Origin of the sequence: Comamonas thiooxydans (genome assembly GCF_000964545.1) — a bacterium.
GTDB lineage: Bacteria > Pseudomonadota > Gammaproteobacteria > Burkholderiales > Burkholderiaceae_C > Comamonas > Comamonas thiooxydans.
In genome coordinates this window covers 178,905-195,845 of record NZ_BBVD01000008.1, presented here as the reverse complement: position 1 = coordinate 195,845, position 16,941 = coordinate 178,905, and the positions used below count along the sequence as shown (strand labels likewise).

At 57.9% G+C, this 16,941-nt stretch carries 15 protein-coding genes and 1 tRNA gene; 7 read left to right on the top strand and 9 right to left on the bottom strand.

From position 1 onward, the window contains the following. Positions 1-43: 43 nt before the first annotated feature. Complete coding sequence (locus Cth01_RS14305) at positions 44-1,453, bottom strand: GntP family permease (RefSeq protein ID WP_034379530.1); 1,410 nt, start codon at positions 1,451-1,453, stop codon at positions 44-46. Between the two features lie 179 nt (positions 1,454-1,632). Continuing rightward, positions 1,633-2,535 (bottom strand): LysR family transcriptional regulator, encoded by a 903-nt coding sequence (locus tag Cth01_RS14300; protein WP_045839518.1) that lies wholly within the window; start codon positions 2,533-2,535, stop codon positions 1,633-1,635. 30 nt (positions 2,536-2,565) lie between these two features. On the opposite strand from Cth01_RS14300, the gene Cth01_RS14295 reads away from it, so the two are divergent. Both Cth01_RS14295 and dkgB read left to right on the top strand, forming a co-directional pair. Next, positions 2,566-2,850 carry a hypothetical protein gene (locus Cth01_RS14295; RefSeq protein WP_139032074.1) on the top strand — a complete coding sequence of 95 codons (285 nt, stop codon included), beginning with the start codon at positions 2,566-2,568 and terminating at the stop codon, positions 2,848-2,850. A gap of 110 nt (positions 2,851-2,960) precedes the next feature. Continuing rightward, positions 2,961-3,767, top strand: a complete 807-nt coding sequence (dkgB, locus tag Cth01_RS14290) for a 2,5-didehydrogluconate reductase DkgB (protein WP_034379506.1) — start codon at positions 2,961-2,963, stop codon at positions 3,765-3,767. 21 nt (positions 3,768-3,788) lie between these two features. Here dkgB and Cth01_RS14285 read toward each other — a convergent pair whose 3' ends face one another. After that, positions 3,789-4,631: a CHAD domain-containing protein gene (locus tag Cth01_RS14285; RefSeq protein ID WP_045839517.1), complete on the bottom strand. Its 843-nt coding sequence runs from the start codon at positions 4,629-4,631 to the stop codon at positions 3,789-3,791. A 206-nt stretch (positions 4,632-4,837) separates the two neighbouring features. Next, positions 4,838-5,254, bottom strand: coding sequence for a hypothetical protein (locus tag Cth01_RS14280; protein WP_045839516.1), 417 nt, complete (start codon positions 5,252-5,254; stop codon positions 4,838-4,840). 189 nt (positions 5,255-5,443) lie between these two features. On the opposite strand from Cth01_RS14280, the gene Cth01_RS14275 reads away from it, so the two are divergent. Further along, on the top strand, positions 5,444-5,893 hold the full coding sequence (locus tag Cth01_RS14275) for an SRPBCC family protein (RefSeq protein ID WP_034358272.1): 450 nt from the start codon (positions 5,444-5,446) through the stop codon (positions 5,891-5,893). Positions 5,894-6,039: 146 nt separating this feature from the next. Here Cth01_RS14275 and Cth01_RS14270 read toward each other — a convergent pair. Further along, positions 6,040-6,116: transfer RNA gene (locus tag Cth01_RS14270), tRNA-Val, on the bottom strand. Positions 6,117-6,292: 176 nt separating this feature from the next. Here Cth01_RS14270 and Cth01_RS14265 point away from each other — a divergent pair. Further along, on the top strand, positions 6,293-7,213 hold the full coding sequence (locus Cth01_RS14265) for a Dyp-type peroxidase (protein ID WP_045839515.1): 921 nt from the start codon (positions 6,293-6,295) through the stop codon (positions 7,211-7,213). A gap of 75 nt (positions 7,214-7,288) precedes the next feature. Here the strand turns inward: Cth01_RS14265 and Cth01_RS14260 are convergent, their stop codons facing one another. Both Cth01_RS14260 and Cth01_RS14255 read right to left on the bottom strand, forming a co-directional pair. After that, entirely contained in the window at positions 7,289-7,720 is a 432-nt protein-coding gene (locus Cth01_RS14260) for an ExbD/TolR family protein (RefSeq protein ID WP_045839514.1), read from the bottom strand. A gap of 19 nt (positions 7,721-7,739) precedes the next feature. After that, complete coding sequence (locus Cth01_RS14255; protein WP_034358265.1) at positions 7,740-8,372, bottom strand: MotA/TolQ/ExbB proton channel family protein; 633 nt, start codon at positions 8,370-8,372, stop codon at positions 7,740-7,742. A gap of 450 nt (positions 8,373-8,822) precedes the next feature. Between Cth01_RS14255 and xseA the strand changes: the two genes are divergently transcribed. From xseA to Cth01_RS14240, 3 genes are all read left to right on the top strand, one after another. Further along, entirely contained in the window at positions 8,823-10,160 is a 1,338-nt protein-coding gene (gene xseA / locus Cth01_RS14250; protein WP_139032073.1) for an exodeoxyribonuclease VII large subunit, read from the top strand. A 317-nt stretch (positions 10,161-10,477) separates the two neighbouring features. Continuing rightward, complete coding sequence (locus Cth01_RS14245) at positions 10,478-11,065, top strand: superoxide dismutase (RefSeq protein ID WP_034358261.1); 588 nt, start codon at positions 10,478-10,480, stop codon at positions 11,063-11,065. 186 nt (positions 11,066-11,251) lie between these two features. Then, entirely contained in the window at positions 11,252-12,112 is an 861-nt protein-coding gene (locus Cth01_RS14240) for a DODA-type extradiol aromatic ring-opening family dioxygenase (RefSeq protein WP_082085670.1), read from the top strand. Positions 12,113-12,125: 13 nt separating this feature from the next. Here Cth01_RS14240 and Cth01_RS14235 read toward each other — a convergent pair whose 3' ends face one another. Both Cth01_RS14235 and Cth01_RS14230 read right to left on the bottom strand, forming a co-directional pair. Further along, positions 12,126-12,695, bottom strand: coding sequence for an SMI1/KNR4 family protein (locus Cth01_RS14235; protein WP_045839619.1), 570 nt, complete (start codon positions 12,693-12,695; stop codon positions 12,126-12,128). A gap of 605 nt (positions 12,696-13,300) precedes the next feature. Then, positions 13,301-16,678, bottom strand: a complete 3,378-nt coding sequence (locus tag Cth01_RS14230) for an EAL domain-containing protein (RefSeq protein WP_045839512.1) — start codon at positions 16,676-16,678, stop codon at positions 13,301-13,303. Positions 16,679-16,941: the final 263 nt, after the last annotated feature.

Sequence of the window (16,941 nt, the reverse complement as noted above, 5' to 3'; positions counted from 1 at the left end):
CGTGATGCGCAAATACCTGGGTCCTTATCCCGGGAGCCTGAGGTCAGAAGCTGCCAAACAGGCTGCCCAGCGCCACGATGACGGCAAGGGCAGCGACGGCCGGGACGATGGCCACCATGGCAATGTCCAGATAGGACTGGCGATGTGTGAGCCGGCAGATGCCCAGCAGGGTGATGACGGCGCCGTTGTGCGGCAAGGTGTCCAGCCCGCCCGTGGCGACGGCCGTGACGCGGTGCAGCAACTGGGGCGACAGGCCTGCAGCCTCGCCCATCTGCAGCCAGGTGCTGCCCAGGGTCTGCAGGGCAATGCTCATGCCGCCCGAGGCCGAGCCGGTGATGCCGGCCAGAACATTGATGGCGATCGACATCGAGATCAGCGGGTTGTCCGGGTAGATGTTCAGCACCGCATCGCGTATCAGCGTGAATCCTGCCAGCGAGGCGATGACCGCTCCATAACCGACCTGGGAGGCCGTGTTCAGCAGCGGCAGGGCCGAGGCGCTGGCGCCTTCGTCGAGCAGTTGCTTGAGCTGTGGCAGGCGGCCCCACCACAAGGCAACCAGCAGGCAGATTGCCGCGGTCAGGGCCGCAATCACGGCCCAGATGCCGCGCAGCGCCTCGATGCTGGTGGCGCCGAAACGGGCTTCGGCCAGATAGCGCGTGTCCAGACCTGCAAGCACATGCACCGATAAAAGATAGTTCAGAGCGATCACCACGGCAACAGGCAGCAAGGCCTTGCCCAGCTCCAGATGGCTGGGGGCGGCCTCTGCTTCTGGAGCAGGTTCGTCCGCCGGCTGCTGGGCTTCATCCTCGGCGGTAAAGCCTTCGCCTCTGGCGCGCGCCTGCGCGCTGCGCCAGTGCAGCCACCACAGGCCGAGCATCAGCATCACGGCTGCGGCGATCAGGCCCAGTCCCGGCGCGGCAAACGGTGTGGTGCCGAAATAGGGCATGGGAATCGCGTTCTGGATGGCCGGCGTGCCGGGCAGCGCCGTCATGGTGAAGGTAAAGGCTCCCAGCGCAATCGTGGCCGGCATGAGGCGGCGCGGGATGTCGGCACGCCGGAAAAGCGCCTGGGCGATGGGGTACACCGCAAAGGCCACGACAAACAGGGAAACACCGCCGTAGGTGAGAACGGCGCAGGCCAGCACCACGGCGAGTATGGCGCGCCGCTCGCCCAGTGCTGCCGCAATGCCCTGGGCAATGATGTGAGCTGCCCCCGAGGCTTCCATCAGCTTGCCGAAGACTGCGCCCAGCAAGAACAGCGGAAAGTAGGCGATGACAAAGCCGCCAAGGCTGAGCATGAAGATCTGGGTGTAGCTGGCCAGCATCAGCTCCGGTGCACCGAAGGCCACGGCCAGCAGGGCTGTCAGTGGTGCCAGCAGCAGCACGCTGACGCCGCGATAGGCCAAAGTGATGAGCAGACCGAGTGAAAGAACGATGCCCAAAATGCTGATCACATGCACCTCCCTAAGCAAACCGTTCAGTCACGGCGTTCAAGTCAAAAGCAGCGCAGCCCGTGCCGGGGCTGCGGCGGTACAGTCTCGCTGCAAGTGCTGCGCTGCAGGCCCATTGCGCAGCGTCATCGCGACACAGGTATGACAGCCGCCATCGTCTTTGATTCGCCGGCTTGCGCCGCTCAGGTTCCGAAGGGACGGCTGCCCAGCGTTTCCACCACATGGTCCACAAAGCAGGTGATGCGCGCCGCCAGTGCGGTGTTTCGATAGTAGACCGCATTGACGGGCTGGCAGATGTCCAGTGTCTGCTTGCCGAACAGCTGCACCAGATTTCCTTGCTCGCGGTCTGCGCGGGTCATGAAGTCCGACAGGCAGACTATGCCCAGGCCGGCCAGCGCCATTTGCCGGAGTGTCTCGCCACTGGAGGAGGCAATGTCCGGGCGAATGCGCACGGCGTTGCCGTCGGCGTCGCGCAGCGGCCAGTCGTTGAGCGACTCGGGCTGGGTAAAGCCCAGCAGGCTGTGCTGGGCGAGCTGTGTCGGACTGGCCGGCATGCCGTGGCGCTTGAGATAGGCCGGGCTGGCCAGCACGCGAATGCGACTGATGCCCACAGGGCGGGCGTGCAGCGTGGAGTCCTTGAGCACGCCGATGCGAAATGCCACGTCGGTACGCCTTTCGAGCAGGTCGATGATGCCTTCGTTGGAGTTCAGCTCCAGCTCCACCTCGGGGTAGCGCGTACGAAATCCTTCAATCAGCGGCACCAGCACATGCAGCATGAAAGGGGTGGCTGCATCGACACGCAATCTTCCCGCCGGCCGCATGCGCCGCGCCGCCATCAGCTCCTCCGCTTCGTCCACCGATGCAAGAATGGCACGGGCATGCTGCAAGAAGGTGGCGCCTTCCTCGGTGAGTTCCAGACGTCTGGTGGTGCGGCGCAGCAGCGTGGTCTGCAGCTTTTCTTCCAGACGCCCCAGCGTGCGGCTGGTAGCCGAAATTGTCAGGCCCAGCAGCTCCGAAGCTGCGGTGATGGACCCCGTGTCCACGACGGCCACAAAGGCCTGCAATTCATCGAGCGTGGTCTTCATTGTTGAATTCAGTTCAAGAAAATTGAGGAGATGCCAGGCTTGATCTGCAAATATCAACCGAGTGCACCGCCCTGGGAGCTCGTCTGTGGCTCTGTTCGCCCTGGTCACCGGCGCATTGCCGAATTCACTTCGGTGGAACGACTGTTGGTGATTGCCGATGGCACCCAAGCCAGCATTCCCGCGGCGGGCATGGCAGCCATGTCTGGTGGGGCATGTGTTGCTATCAAAGATGATGAAGACTGGTCACTGCTGGCGCAAGATTCGAGTTTTATATTTGATTTTATTTCAAAAGAATTTGTGAAATACAGGGCTTAATCTACAAATATGGGTTGGGCAAACTTCAGGCATCGGAAAAGCCTGGCCTGATAGCAGACATGCAAGCTCAGGACTGGCTGCCGTCTTCAATCTCATTCAGGAGTTATTTCATGAGCCATATTCCTTCCTTCGGCGTCGGTACCTTCCGCCTCTCCGGTCAGACCGTGATCGATTCCGTGCGCAATGCACTCGATGTGGGTTACCGCGCTGTCGACACGGCTCAGATCTATGGCAACGAAGCCGAAGTCGGTCAGGCGATTGCCGAGAGCGGCGTGGCACGTGGCGATCTGTTCGTCACGACCAAGATCTGGACCGATAACTACAGCCGCGCCAAGCTGATCCCCAGCCTGCAAGACAGCCTGAAGAAGCTGCGTACCGACTATGTGGACCTGACCCTGATCCACTGGCCCGCACCCGGCAACGGCGTGGAGCTGTCCGAGTACATGGAGGCGCTGGCCGAGGCCAAGGCCAAGGGCCTGACCCGCCAGATCGGTATCTCCAACTTCAATATCGAACTGACCAAGCAGGCCATCGCCGCTGTGGGTAGGGACCAGATCGCCACCAACCAGATAGAGCTGAGCCCCTATCTGCAAGGCTGGAAGTTGACGAGCTTCCTCAGGGAGCAGGGCATTCAGGTCACTTCGTACATGACGCTGGCCTACGGCAAGGTGCTCAAGGACCCGGTGCTGGCGCAGATCGCGGCCAAGCACAGCGCCACGGTGGCGCAGGTGGCCCTGGCCTGGGCGCTGCAGCTGGGCTATGCGGTGATTCCGTCGTCCACCAAGCGCGAGAACCTGGCCAGCAACCTGCTGGCGCGCGACCTCAAGCTGGATGCCGAAGACATGGCGCTGATCGCTGCGCTGGAGCGAAATGGGCGAGAAGTCAGCCCCGATGGCCTGGCTCCTGTGTGGGACTGATACTGGTGCCGTATTAGGCCCTTAACCGGGCCGCTTGGGCTGCCAATCCTGCCGCAGCAAGCAGGTCAGAGTACTCTGGCGACGTTTGCGTTTTCTCTTGAGCCAGCGTTCTAGCTTTTTCGCTTGATCCGGTGTGGAGATCAGGCGCAGGTTCTGGCGTAGCAGGCTTTCGCTGGCGGCAAGATCATTCAGCTCTCCGAGAGGTTGCTGAATTTTCTTGAGGCGTTTGAGCAGACCGTGATGATCTTTGGGCAGCAGAGGTTCGAACAGCTCCAGCAGATAACGAGTTTTCTTGCCAGCTTTTCTGACATCGTGAAATGCTTCGATATCTGGCTTGTTCGCTGTTATCGCCCGCTTGATGCGTTGGTGCAACTGCCGCCTGGACTTTGCGATCCGTGCTTCGGCAAGTGCTCCCAATCGCAGCTGGCGAGGCTTGGCGCGCAATCTTGCCTCTGTTTGTGTCAGAGTTTTCAGCAGGCATGTCTGTATATGCGGAGGCGACAGGATTTCTCTGCCAGCCTGCAAGGCTGCCTCGCGAGCGACGTATATTGCGGCAATGCCGGCTGCACTGCATTTGTCATGACGGCTTAGCAGCTCGATCAGAATGTCGTAATCGCGGGCCTTGCCTGCTGCGCCGGCAATCGATTTCAGGCAGCCGCGCTGCCGTGCATATTCCTCGGCGCCCATCAGGGGGCGGTAGAGCCACCATAGTGTCAGCAGGTTGCGCAGCGCAACGCGCAATTGATGAATTCCCTCGGCGGCGGGCTCTCGGGCTATGTGCCGGGCCTGTTCGACTGCCGAGTCGACAAGCGGGGATGCGATAGCTGAAAACGCCACTGCGGCGTCTGGTTTGCCTTTGCCCATACGAACTCCCGGGGCAGTTTTCATGAGGCTGAGACAAGCTTGCGACTAGCAAATCGATGCTTCGGTCCGCATTGCTCTCGCTGCTGTTTGCCACAGTGTGCCATGTTCCGTGCCCTATGTCCGTGGGCAGCTTCTGAATCGCGGCGGGAGCGTTCAGGCCGGTGACTGGCTTGGGCAGTGATGAGTCTGAAGGCCGGGCTTGGCTGCTACAGGTTGGCAACGAACACGGGCAGGCTCAAGGCTGCTTCTGCACCAGGGCCGTTCGGCCCAGCCTTGCCCCAGTCTGCATTGAGCCAGTCTTTCTTGACGATATGTTCTGCGATGGCGGCGAGCTCTGCAAAGGGGTCAATGGCGCAGCCGAAAGGCAGCCGGCCATGTGTGCTGGAGACAAGACTGAAGCGTAGCTGCCTCGTCTGTGCGTCATGCCAGCAATAGAAAAGCATGGATGAATTTCCGCTCAATTTCTCTCGCCTGGCTGTCATGACCTGGTTGATGAAATCGACAAGAGCTGCAGCGCTGAGGCCCAGGGACTCGTCATCGCACGGAGAAAAGCACCACAGATTGGACGATGCCTCGTGGTTGATGTCGGCGGCATCGATGACGACCTCGTCATCGCGCGCCATGGACAGCCATCTGCCTAAAGCCGGCGAATCCTTCACCGGATTTCGTGAATGTCGAGCCGCACCGGTCAATGGAGCTTTCTGTAGTGGTGCTTGTTTCGACGCAGCGGTTGATGAGCGCATCCTCGAGAAGCGGGTAGCCAGTCATTGTGATGAGAGCTAAGCTTGCGGCCTCTACCTCAGGAGTCTCGCATGCCACAGACCATTCGATTGCACCGTGTGATCAAAGCTCCGCCCGAACGCGTCTATCGGGCCTTCACGACCCCAGAAGCCATGGTCAAGTGGCTGCCGCCCCATGGTTTCGCGGCGCAGGTGCATGAATTTGACGCCCGTGTGGGCGGCCGCTATCGCATGAGCTTCATCAATTTTTCCGCCAACAGTCAAAACAGCTTTGGCGGCGAGTTTCTGGAGCTGGTGCCGGGCCAGCGCATACGCCATACCGACCGCTTCGAGGACCCGAATCTGCCGGGTGAAATGATCACCACCGTGAACTTGAAAGCCGTGTTTTGCGGCACCGAGCTGCATGTGGTGCAGGAGGGTGTTCCCGACGTGATTCCCGAGCAGGCCTGCTATCTGGGCTGGCAGGAGTCGCTGCAGCTGCTTGCCCTCCTGGTGGAGCCGAGCATCCCTGACGGAGCGTGAAAACGACGCAGAGCGCGACATTGACGGCCGGAGGTCAATGCATGGCGTGATCCATGCGTCGGCGTTCCAAGAGAGGAGCAGAAACAAAAAAGCCCGCTTTGCAGCGGGCTGTCTTGCTTGCAAGCTCTGGTTTTGCTTGCGATGTTTGGTAGGCGCGATTGGACTCGAACCAACGACCCCCACCATGTCAAGGTGGTGCTCTAACCAGCTGAGCTACGCGCCTGTCGTCGATGGGATGAATTCTAGCAGCGGAAAAATGGTGGTTTGGGCAAAGTCGCGACTTTTTTGCGCCTGAGGCTGAATTTTTTCAAATCCGGCAAGCGGCTCAAGGCTTGGCGGGGCGCTGCTGATTCGCTACTAAACTTTGATGTGTTTTCCAACCATTGAATCGGCAACCCCATGACAAAAGCACAAGCAGGCATTCTGGCGTCTCTTCCTGAACAGGGGCGCTATGTTTTCTTTACCCTGGCCGGTGCAGGTGCAGATTTGCAGAACAGTCTGAAGAAATTGCAGACCAGTGTTGACGGTCAGCAGGTAGTGGCGGGTCTGGGCCTGCAGGTGCTGCAGCAGCTGGACAAGAAACTGCCGCTGATGCGCGAGTTCCCGCACCTCAAGGGCCCGCAGTTCGAAGCACCCAGCACACCTTATGCGCTGTGCCTGTGGCTGCGCGGCGATCAACGCGGTGAGTTGATCGCTCTGACGGCCAAGCTGACCAACTTGCTGGCGCCGGTCTTCAAGCTTGATCACATCGTGGATGCCTTTGTGCACCAGCGTTCGAACAACGGTCACGGCCGTGATCTGACCGGTTATGAAGACGGCACCGAGAACCCCGAGGACGATGAGGCCGTGGCAGCCGGCATTGCGGCAGAGCAGGGGCCAGGAATGGACGGCTGCAGCTACTGGGCCTTGCAGCAGTGGGAACATGACTACTCGGCCTTTGGCGGCATGAGCACCACGGAGCAGGACCATGCCGTGGGTCGTCGCCGCAGCGACAACGAGGAGCTGGACGATGCCCCTGAATCGGCCCATGTCAAGCGCACGGCGCAGGAGAGCTTTGAGCCGGAAGCCTTTGTGGTGCGACGCTCCATGCCCTGGTGGAGTGTCAGCCCGCAGGGCAGTGATCGCAGCGGCTTGATGTTCTCCGCCTTTGGCTGCAGCTTTGACGCTTTCGAGGCTCAGATGCGCCGCATGCTGGGCATGGATGACGGCATCAGCGATGGACTGTTCCGCTTTTCCAGGCCGCTGACGGGCTGCTATTTCTGGTGCCCGCCGGTTTCTGGCGGCAAGCTGGATCTGACGGTGCTGGGTCTCCAGGCCTGAGAAATGGCATGGGTGCAAAGAAAAACGGGCCATCTGGCCCGTTTTTTCATGTGCTGCCCATTCCCCGAGGGGCTCCTAGTTGGCCTTGCCTGCGCTGGCCGAGGTCTGGGTGGCAAACGTGATCTGCGACAGTCCCGCGTGGCGGGCCGCTTCCATGACGGTCACCACCGACTGGTGCGGGGAGTTGGCATCTGCACTGATGATGATCACGCTGTCATTGCCCGCCGTTGCCGCACCGGACAGGGCGGCGGCAACAGAGGAGACGCTGCGGTCATCCACGCCTTGCTTGTTGACGGAGTAGCGGCCATCAGCGGAGACGCCGACGATGATTTCCTTGGGGCGATCGCGTTGCTGCTCGGTGTCGGCCACGGGCAAGGTCAGCTGCAGCTCGGTGAACTTGCTGTAAGTGGTGGAGAGCATCAAAAAGATCAGCACCACCAGCAGCACGTCGATGAAGGCAATCAGATTGATCTCGGGCTCATCGCGGTGACGAGGACGGAAGTTCATGATGGATGCGTTCCGCTTCTTACTTGGCAGGCTTGAGGCGACCCAGATGGCGCACGAACTGCTCGGACGCCAGTTCCATGCCCAGCAGATAGCCGTCCACACGGCCGCGGAAATAGCGCCAGAAGATCAGCGACGGAATGGCCACCATCAGGCCGAATGCCGTGTTGTAGAGCGCAATCGAGATGCCATGGGCGAGCTGGGCGGGGTTGCCGGCGCCGGAGCTGGCTCCGGGCTGGGAGCCGAAAATCTCGATCATGCCGATCACCGTGCCCAACAGGCCCAGCAGCGGCGCGGCCGAGGCAATGGTGGCCAGGGCGCTCAAATACTTTTCCAGCTTGTGAGCGGCGGCGCGGCCCGCGCCCTCCATGGCCGAGCGCAGCTCTTCCTCGCTGCTTTCGGGATGTGCCTGGCGGGTACGCAGACCAGTTGCCAGAACCTCACCCAATACCGAGCTTTGGGCCAGTTGCTGGGTGGTTTCAGCGCTGGGCAGGTGCTTGGTGGAGACCGAAATCGCTTCATTGAGCAGATTGGTCGGCGCGACCTTGCTGGCTTTCAGCGAGGCAAAGCGCTCAAAAATCAGGGCCAGGGCCAAAATCGAGCAGGCAATCAAAGGCCAGATAGGCCATCCTGCGGCTTGTATGATCGACAGCAACGTTGCTCTCCCTCGTCGTTCAGAAATTGCAGCCAACGATTATGACCCACTGCCGTGCCGCTGCGACCCGTTTTTACAGGCCTCGTACGGCAGGCTTGAGCCAGCGCAGCAAGATCGTGCGGCAGCGCTTGAAGCGCACGGAGCTTGGAGCGGTAGAGCAGGCACAAAGTGCTTGCGATTCTTTGCGAATGCTTTCGCGTATATCACAGAAATCTGTGGATAACTTTGTGATCTAGTTGCTATGCCGGTCGGTTATCTTCTTCGCTTTAAAGGCTTGTTACGAGTTTGACACCTGTGTGAAGCCTTATAAGTTGTTTTAAATCAATAAGATGGATGATGTTCTTCATGTGTTGTTTAGGATTTTTCTGGCTTTGTCGCCGACAGGGCTGGACGCCGACATCTGTGGAGAATCCGGCCCGCGTAAGACCTCGCTGACACCGCATGAATTCAATGTTTGAACGTCCAAACTCAGCAGCCACGCCGCATGTGTGGGAAGTTGGCGCGCTATGCCACGCCATTGGCGATGCCTTGCAGGCGCGCTTCAATCCGGTGGCCGTGCGCGGCGAGCTCAGTGGCTTTTCGCGCGCTGCCAGCGGGCATTGCTATTTCAACCTCAAGGACGCGAGCGGGCAGATTCGCTGTGCCATGTTCCGTCGTGCGGCCGAGCAGGTCGGTTTCTCGCCACGTGATGGCGAGCTGGTCGAAGTCAGAGGGCGTCTAGGCGTCTACGAGCAGCGTGGCGATCTGCAACTGGTGGTGGAGAGCATGCAGCGAGCCGGACAGGGGGCCTTGTTCGAGCAGTTTCTGCGCCTCAAGGCCCGGCTGGAGTCAGAGGGACTGTTCGACCCTGCGCGCAAGAGGCCGCTGCCGCCTTTGCCGCGCGGTATTGGCCTGGTCACTTCCCTGGGGGCGGCAGCCTTGCACGATGTGGTGACGGCGTTGCGCCGCCGCGTGCCGCATATCCCGGTGGTAATTGTTCCTGCCCTGGTACAGGGGCCCCAGGCGCCGCAGTCGCTTGTGCAGGCGCTATCAAAACTGTATCGCCTGGCGCAAGAGGGAAATGAGGCAAGCGGCGATTTTCGTGTTGAATCTGCACGGCAGCCGGTGATAGACACCATCTTGCTGGTGCGCGGTGGCGGCTCGCTGGAAGACCTGTGGGCCTTTAACGACGAACAACTGGCGCGCACCATTGTGCAAAGCCCGGTGCCGCTGATCAGCGGCGTGGGTCACGAAACCGACTTCACCATTGCCGACTTTTGCGCCGACCTGCGTGCGCCCACGCCCACGGCTGCGGCCGAGTTGGCAGCCCAGCCGCGCGAGGTCTGGCTGGGTGCGCTGGCTCTGGCCCAGGACCGCATGGACAACGCGGTGCAGCGTGTGCTGGACCGCCAGGCCCAGCGCCTGGATATCGCTGCACAGCGTTTGGGGCGGCCCAGCGAGCAGTTGGCGCGCAACCAGCTGCAGCTCAGCCGTCAGGCCCAGCGCCTGCGCCACTCCATGCTATTGAAGTTGCAGCGGATTGCGCAGAACCAGCAAGCGCTACAGGTCAATTTTCCCATTATCTTCCAGCGCAATCTGGAGCAGCAAAAGCAAGCGCTTGATCGTATCGACCTGCGCTTGCAACTGCTGGATCCGCGCCTGGTGCTGCAGCGCGGCTATGCCTTGCTGACGGATGAGCAGGGAAGGGCTGTGACCCAGGTCAGGCAGGCCGTTCCGGGAGCGGCGTTGAAGGCTCAGTTGTCGGACGGGGCGGTGGATGTGGTGGTCACTCAGCCGCGCCTGCTTTGATGCTCGCCAGCCACAAGCTGGCCTCAAAACACCTGCACGCTAACCGGGTTCTTCATCAGAACTCTTTTGCAATCTGCGCAGGCAATGCAACAGGGGCCAGTGTTCATGCGCTGTAAGCCGTGAGCGCATGCTTTTGGCTCCGTGCGCAATAGTCCTGATGAGTGGCGCGCAGCCACTCAGTTCTTTCTACAATGGTTCGGTTAGTGCAATACTTGACGTCTGTAGTACAGCAATGTGCCGGCCGGCACAGCGGTTACCGCTCAGGCGCCTTGGCACTGGACGGTCCCCAAAAAATTTCAACCACGAGGAAAACCATCATGGAACGCACTCTGCCCCCCCTGCCATACGCTATCGATGCACTGGCTCCGTTCGGTTACAGCCAGGAAACTCTGGAATTCCACCATGGCAAGCACCATAACGCCTATGTGGTGAACCTGAACAACCTGCAAAAGGGCACTGAATTCGAAAACATGGATCTGGAAGAAGTCGTCAAGAAGTCTTCCGGCGGTATCTACAACAACGCTGCCCAGATCTGGAACCACACTTTCTTCTGGAACTGCATGACCCCCAACGGCGGAGCAGAACCTACAGGCGCTCTGGCTGATGCCATCAACAAGAAGTGGGGCTCCTACGCCGAGTTCAAGAAGGCTTTCGTGGCTTCCGCTGTCGGCAACTTCGGTTCCGGCTGGACCTGGCTGGTGAAGAAGGCCGACGGTTCCGTGGACATCGTCAACATGGGCGCTGCCGGTACCCCCCTGACCACCGCCGACAAGGCGCTGCTGACCGTGGACGTGTGGGAACACGCTTACTACATCGACTACCGCAACCTGCGTCCCAAGTTTGTCGAAACCTTCCTGGAAAAGCTGGTGAACTGGAAGTTCGCCGAAGCCAACTTCGCTGCCTGATCACGGCAATGCGGCATCAGGTCTGCGGCTGCACGGTTCGGACCTGATCGTTGGCAAAAAACCTCCGCAAGGAGGTTTTTTTATGCATGTCTGCTAAGAATGAGGAGCTTTAGGTCTCCAGTTTTGATGGGAAAAGCGCAGGCGGCTATGTTTTTGATGACCTATTGATGCATGGGAGAGTCTGGCATGGAGGAGCGTGAAGGCCTGGACGGTCAGGCGGTTTCCGGGTTGATGGAGGCAGGCGCTCGCATGCCCGTGTACTTTCTCTGCCATGGAGCCGGCCCCTGGCCCTGGGTGCCCGAGATGCACGACTGGCATTCGCAGATGGCAGAGGGCTTGCGCAATATTCCGCGCCAACTGGCGCGCAGGCCCAGGGCCGTGTTGCTGATCTCCGCCCATTGGGAGGAGCCGGTTTTCACCGTGCAGAGTGCCGCCCATCCTGGCATGCTGTATGACTATGGCGGCTTTCCGTCGCACACCTATAACCTGCATTACCGTGCGCCCGGCTCGTCTGAGCTGGCAGGCAGGGTGCAGCAGTTGCTGGCGCAGGCTGGAGAGGACGTGCGGGCTGACGACCAGCGCGGCTACGACCATGGCATGTTTGTGCCCATGGCTGTGATCTATCCGCAGGCCGATGTGCCCGTGCTTCAGCTCAGCCTGCGCAGCAATCTGAATGCTGCAGAACACTTGGCCGTGGGCAGTGCGCTGGCCCCGTTGCGTGACGAGGGTGTTCTCATCATTGGCAGCGGCTCCAGCTATCACAATATGCGTAGCTTCGGCCCCGTGGGGCGGGCGCCTTCCAAGCTGTTTGACGATTGGTTGGCCGAGACGCTGATGCAGATGACACCTGCCGCGCGCAGCCAGCGGCTGGCCGATTGGGATCGGGCCCCCGGCGCGCGTATGGCCCATCCGCGGGAGGAGCATCTGCTGCCGCTGATGGTGGTGGTGGGGGCGGCCGAGCAGGACCTGGCCCGCCGCATTTACTTTGAAGAGGCCTTCATGGACTCGGCCACGCTGTCCAGTTACTGCTTTCAGGCTGGGGCGTAGCTCAGAGCTCCGCTCATTCCTGCTCGTCCAGTGGTCCATTCAAAAATTCTTCTCTGTCATCGTCAATCGAGTCGGCGGACGCTTGAAGATAGGCTGAGAAGCTGGGGGCAATCCAGTAGATCTGGTCGGGGTCGTGCACATAGGCAATGATCTGGCCGCGCTGTCCTTCGGGACCGGGATGATGATCGGCCATCAGCACGATGTCGCCATAGAAGCTGGCAAACGGCTGCCAGCCGGCGTGCCACCAGCGCCCGCTCAGGCGAGGGTCCTGGGACGCGGGGCCGGCCAGATCCCACATGCGCTGGGCCCGCTTTTCCATGCGGAGTGCCTGGGCCATGGCCTGCGACGGCGTGAGAAGGTCCAGTGCATCCACAAAGCCTGGCCGCTGAAACAGGGGCTGGGTGCTGTCGGTGCTGCTGCCCGCAGTCAGGCGCCAGAATGCGGCAAGATCGGTATCCAGAGGCCCCAGCGCGGCGGCCAAAGCGGCCAGATCCTGTTCGCTGGCCGGCGGCAAGGGGTGAAAGCGTAGCTGGAATGCAGCATACACAGCCTGCAAATGCGCAAGATATTGGTCAGGTGTCATGGTGGCAGGCATAGTAGTCCGAGGTAAGTGAATTGGGCAGCGAGGTCGGACTGATAGCGGTTGTTGGGGAATGACTGCTTGGGTACAAAGTGCGGCTCTTTGGATTTCCAGTGTAGTAAATCCGCAGTCTTTGCTTCATGCCAGCACTCCTTGCGCCAGAGGCAGTCATTGTGTTGCATTGTCCAGTTGAATCCACAGACGATAGTGATCAGCATAGCGCCACTGGCGTACTTACTTTTTTGCGTGGTGCGCATTTGAAGCGCTTCTTGTGTGCTTGGAATTCAGTCTGAGGCCGGAAGCAATAAGGTCGGCAGTTGCTTTTGGTTTCGACCTTTGAATATCATTTAAAGCAAATAGATGCCTGAAGATTATAAGTTTGAAAAAATGCAAGCTCGTATGAGGTTGGCAGTGAAAATGTATTGAGCTATGAATGTGCGAAGCTCGGGGAAAAGGAGCGAGCCTTGCAACCGTGGGATTATTTTCTCGCTATAGGTTAATTGGTTATCGGCTGAATTTATTGAATTTGTTGGCATGAAATTTCAGGCCTATCTATGAGATTTATGAGTCTTTTTTTTGTTGGTAGGTGCGTGATTTCATGTAATTGGCTATCCCGAAAAAGATGATTTATCCCGTAATTGGCATTTTGTGAAATCTTCGGCCCATTGCTGGAAATCGCTGGAAGGCATAGGTTTAGCGATGTAGTAGCCTTGTGCGATATCACAGCCAAGATCCTTGAGCAGATCCCAGTGCTCTTTGGTCTCCACACCTTCGGCAACTGTCTTCCGTCCAAGATCATGTATGAGATCAATGGTGGAGCGCACAATCGTGGCAGAATCCCGATCGCGATGCATTGCAGAAACGAATGACTGATCGATCTTGATGTAATCTACTGGTAGTTTTTGTAGATAGCTCAATGAGGAGTACCCTGTTCCAAAATCATCCACATAAAGAGGAATCCCAGCATCGCTCATCTCACTCAGTGCTCGTAGAGCATATTCAGCATGCTCCATTACGGTGCTTTCCGTAATCTCGATTTCCAATAGTCCGGTTGACACAGAGCGCTCTGAATGCCATTGGCGATATTTGGCGAAAAGCTGCTCATCTCTGAAGTTTCGCGCGGAGAGATTGATTGCTATAGGAACAGCACAACCTTTTGCCTGCCAGCTCTGCAGCAGATCAAGGGCTGCGACAATGACCCATTCCGTCAAAGGCTTGATCAGGCCTGTTTGCTCAGCCAGGTCGATAAACAATCCGGGAGGAATTAGGCCTTTAAGCGGATGCATCCAGCGTACCAAGGCCTCTGCTCCACAGATTTGCCCGGAGGAAAAATCAACTTTTGGCTGTAAAAATAGTCGCAGCTGGTTGCCTGCAATGGCTCGCCGAAGTTCCCCTGCCATGGTCAAGCGTCCCGCTTGATTTTTCTGATGCGACGGGTCGAATACGCACTGGCTCAATCCGCGGGCCTTGGCTTGATGGGTGGCCTTTCCCATTTGACGCAATAGTTCATCGGCAGTTGTGCCGTGTTCGGGAAACAAAGCTATGCCAGCTCTTGCGCTGACATCCAATTCAATATCTGCGATCGGGAAAGGGCGGGAGATGTTTTTTTCCAATTCTTCGGCCAAGGCTATGGCGGAACCTCTATCCAGAGTGGGTGCTAATACTGCGAATTCGTCTCCGCGTAAACGCGCAATATGTGCAGAATCAGGAATGCTTTGCCTTAGGCGCTCTCCGAAGTCTCTAAGAATCTGGTCCCCATTAGAGAAACCTAGCACCTCGTTGATTTCTCGAAGGCGTTCAATATTGAATTGCAAAGCCGCGATTGGTTCTGGATGTGAAGAGCGTTCTTCAATTTTCGCAGTCAGAACTTCCCTGAATTCAATCGAATTGGGTAGTCCAGTCAAGGGATCATGGCGCAGCATATGATTCATCTCTGCTTGTACACGTAGTTGCTCTGAGCGTGTACGCAGAATGGAAATGCCAAAGGCTAGATCGTCCGCTGACTCGGTCAGCAATGCGATTTCATCTTCGCCGAACGCGTCTGGTTCGGTGTCATAAATGGATAGTGCACCAATGACTTCGCCCTCAACCAATAAAGGGCAAGATACACCTGATTTAAGTTCACCAAGCTTGTCGCTCCATCGAACATGGTTGGAATCTACGCGCATGTCTCGGACAAATTGAACCTTGCCGCTGCGAATTGCGCTAGATGTCAGGCTTTGGCCTAGCTCCGTATCGGCTGCTATGAGTCCTAGGCTGCGAAGTGCTTCTATACCGCCTGGATAATTGCACTCGGCCATCGGACGTAGTTGTTGATCTGGCTCGTTACCCGAATACCAGACGGCAGCCATGCCATAGCCTCCTGCAGCCACGATGGCTCGGCACATGTTTTCAAGCAGACTCTGTTCTTCGCTGGCTCGTAACATGGTGCGATTACCGGCGCTCAAGGTTCGCAGTCCGCGGCCAATATGCTCTAACTCATGCACTCGTTGTTCAAGTTCCCCATTGAGCGTCTGGATACGTTCTTCATAGTGCTTGCGCTCAGTAATATCGGTGCCCAATACGTAATAGCCAGCAACCGTTCCATCGGCTTGGTGTTTGGGAACATACTGAATAGTCTGCCAAACTCCTGGAAAGGGCTGCCAATCATATGTTTGCGGCTCTCCTGCGAGGACCTTGCCAATCAAGTCATTGGCAACAACATAGCGTTCCTCTCCGAGGATTTTTCTTACCGACTCACCCGTGATGTCATCGCGGTCAGGTGCAAAGCACTCCCGGTACTGAGTGTTGACGTACTCGTAGTGCTGTTGTGCATTAACGTAGGCAATCAGCGCCGGAACGGCGCTGATGACGTTGTGCAAATGGCTTTGAATCTCATGCCATTGCAAAGTGCGTTGGTGCACGTCAGCTTCAAGTGACGCGTTTTGCTCACGGATGATCCGTTGTGCCTTTCGCTCCAAAGTAACGTCCCGAAAGACTAGTACAGCACCTCGTAGTTGGCCTTTGGAATCGCGGATGGGGGCGGCGCTATCAGAGATTGGACGTTCGGTGCCATCTCTGGCAATGATTGAGGTGTAGTCGGCAAGTACCTGCACTTCCCCGGTGGCTAACACCGTTGCTACAGGAATATGAGCAGGCTCGCGGGTCTGCTCATGAATGATATTGAATACTTCCCCGATAGAACGGCCTTGAGCCTCATTAATACTCCAGCCTGTGAGCTGTTCGGCCACTGAATTCATGCGAGTGATTCGCCCTTCAGTGTCTGTTGCGAGTACTGCATCGCCGATCGAGTGCAAGGTAGTCACAAGGCTTTCTTCATTGTCAGCCAGAGCACGCTGACTCGCTTCTGTTTCGCGCAATTGACGTCTTATCAGAAAATAGGAGGAACCCAATAGCAAGATAAGTGCCACAGCGACCAATGCTCCAGCCATCACCAGCTTATGACGCGCTTGCTTGTGCTCGGCCTCTTCCAGAGCGAGTCGCAGGCGCGCCTCGGTATCCATCTCGCTCAGCAATTCATAGGTGCGCAAACGCGTGGATGCAAGCGTAGTTGCGGCAGCAAATGCATTTGCTGCCTTCTGACCTTGGGTATTGCGCAATTTTTCAATTTGGCGTGCAGCTGCCATGCGCTGGTCAATGACTTTACGCAGCTCTGTCCAGCGACGTTGTTGATCTGGATTATCGATCGTTAGTTGCCGTATTTTTTCCAGCGAAAGCTCTCGCTCAGCCATCGCTGCATTTCGCTCGGCAATATGCTCGGCATTACCTGTCAGACGGAAATTTTGAGTGGTTAGTTCAGATTGGAGAGAATAGCCTCTGACGCGATCTATATTGTTGAGCAACTGGTGTGCATGTGTCACCATTTGGGCGGCTTTGGCTGCATCATTTGCAACTTCCCACGTCGATAGTGCCATCGCGATCACTACCAGCGCGGCTGTTCCAAATGCTGTGACAACCTTAGACTCGAAACTAGACCTCCGCACCATAGAACGCGCTCCTACGCTAGATGCAGGCCGCACAAGCCATTTTCACTTGCCGCTGGCCTAGGCTGACATCACCATCCATGCAAGGGATCCAGACACTCCGGATAGGAGGAGTGTGCAGGGTCCATCAACATGCAAACTGAGGTATACAAGCTCAAATATACAAACAATATGCGATTTGTTTCATTTGTTGTCATTGGTTCACATTGCCGGGGAGTTGAAATTTGCGAAATTCTGTGTGTCGGTTGCTCTTGACGCGTCTCTTT

Bases quoted from the DNA above. Each gene is read 5' to 3' on its own strand.
- Cth01_RS14300 (WP_045839518.1), bottom strand. From the start codon at position 2,535: ATGAAGACCACGCTCGATGAATTGCAGGCCTTTGTGGCCGTCGTGGAC.
- Cth01_RS14295 (WP_139032074.1), top strand. From the start codon at position 2,566: ATGCCAGGCTTGATCTGCAAATATCAACCGAGTGCACCGCCCTGGGAG.
- dkgB (WP_034379506.1), top strand. From the start codon at position 2,961: ATGAGCCATATTCCTTCCTTCGGCGTCGGTACCTTCCGCCTCTCCGGT.
- Cth01_RS14285 (WP_045839517.1), bottom strand. From the start codon at position 4,631: ATGGGCAAAGGCAAACCAGACGCCGCAGTGGCGTTTTCAGCTATCGCA.
- Cth01_RS14280 (WP_045839516.1), bottom strand. From the start codon at position 5,254: ATGGCGCGCGATGACGAGGTCGTCATCGATGCCGCCGACATCAACCAC.
- Cth01_RS14275 (WP_034358272.1), top strand. From the start codon at position 5,444: ATGCCACAGACCATTCGATTGCACCGTGTGATCAAAGCTCCGCCCGAA.
- Cth01_RS14265 (WP_045839515.1), top strand. From the start codon at position 6,293: ATGACAAAAGCACAAGCAGGCATTCTGGCGTCTCTTCCTGAACAGGGG.
- Cth01_RS14260 (WP_045839514.1), bottom strand. From the start codon at position 7,720: ATGAACTTCCGTCCTCGTCACCGCGATGAGCCCGAGATCAATCTGATT.
- xseA (WP_139032073.1), top strand. From the start codon at position 8,823: ATGTTTGAACGTCCAAACTCAGCAGCCACGCCGCATGTGTGGGAAGTT.
- Cth01_RS14245 (WP_034358261.1), top strand. From the start codon at position 10,478: ATGGAACGCACTCTGCCCCCCCTGCCATACGCTATCGATGCACTGGCT.
- Cth01_RS14240 (WP_082085670.1), top strand. From the start codon at position 11,252: ATGGAGGAGCGTGAAGGCCTGGACGGTCAGGCGGTTTCCGGGTTGATG.
- Cth01_RS14235 (WP_045839619.1), bottom strand. From the start codon at position 12,695: ATGACACCTGACCAATATCTTGCGCATTTGCAGGCTGTGTATGCTGCA.
- Cth01_RS14230 (WP_045839512.1), bottom strand. From the start codon at position 16,678: ATGGTGCGGAGGTCTAGTTTCGAGTCTAAGGTTGTCACAGCATTTGGA.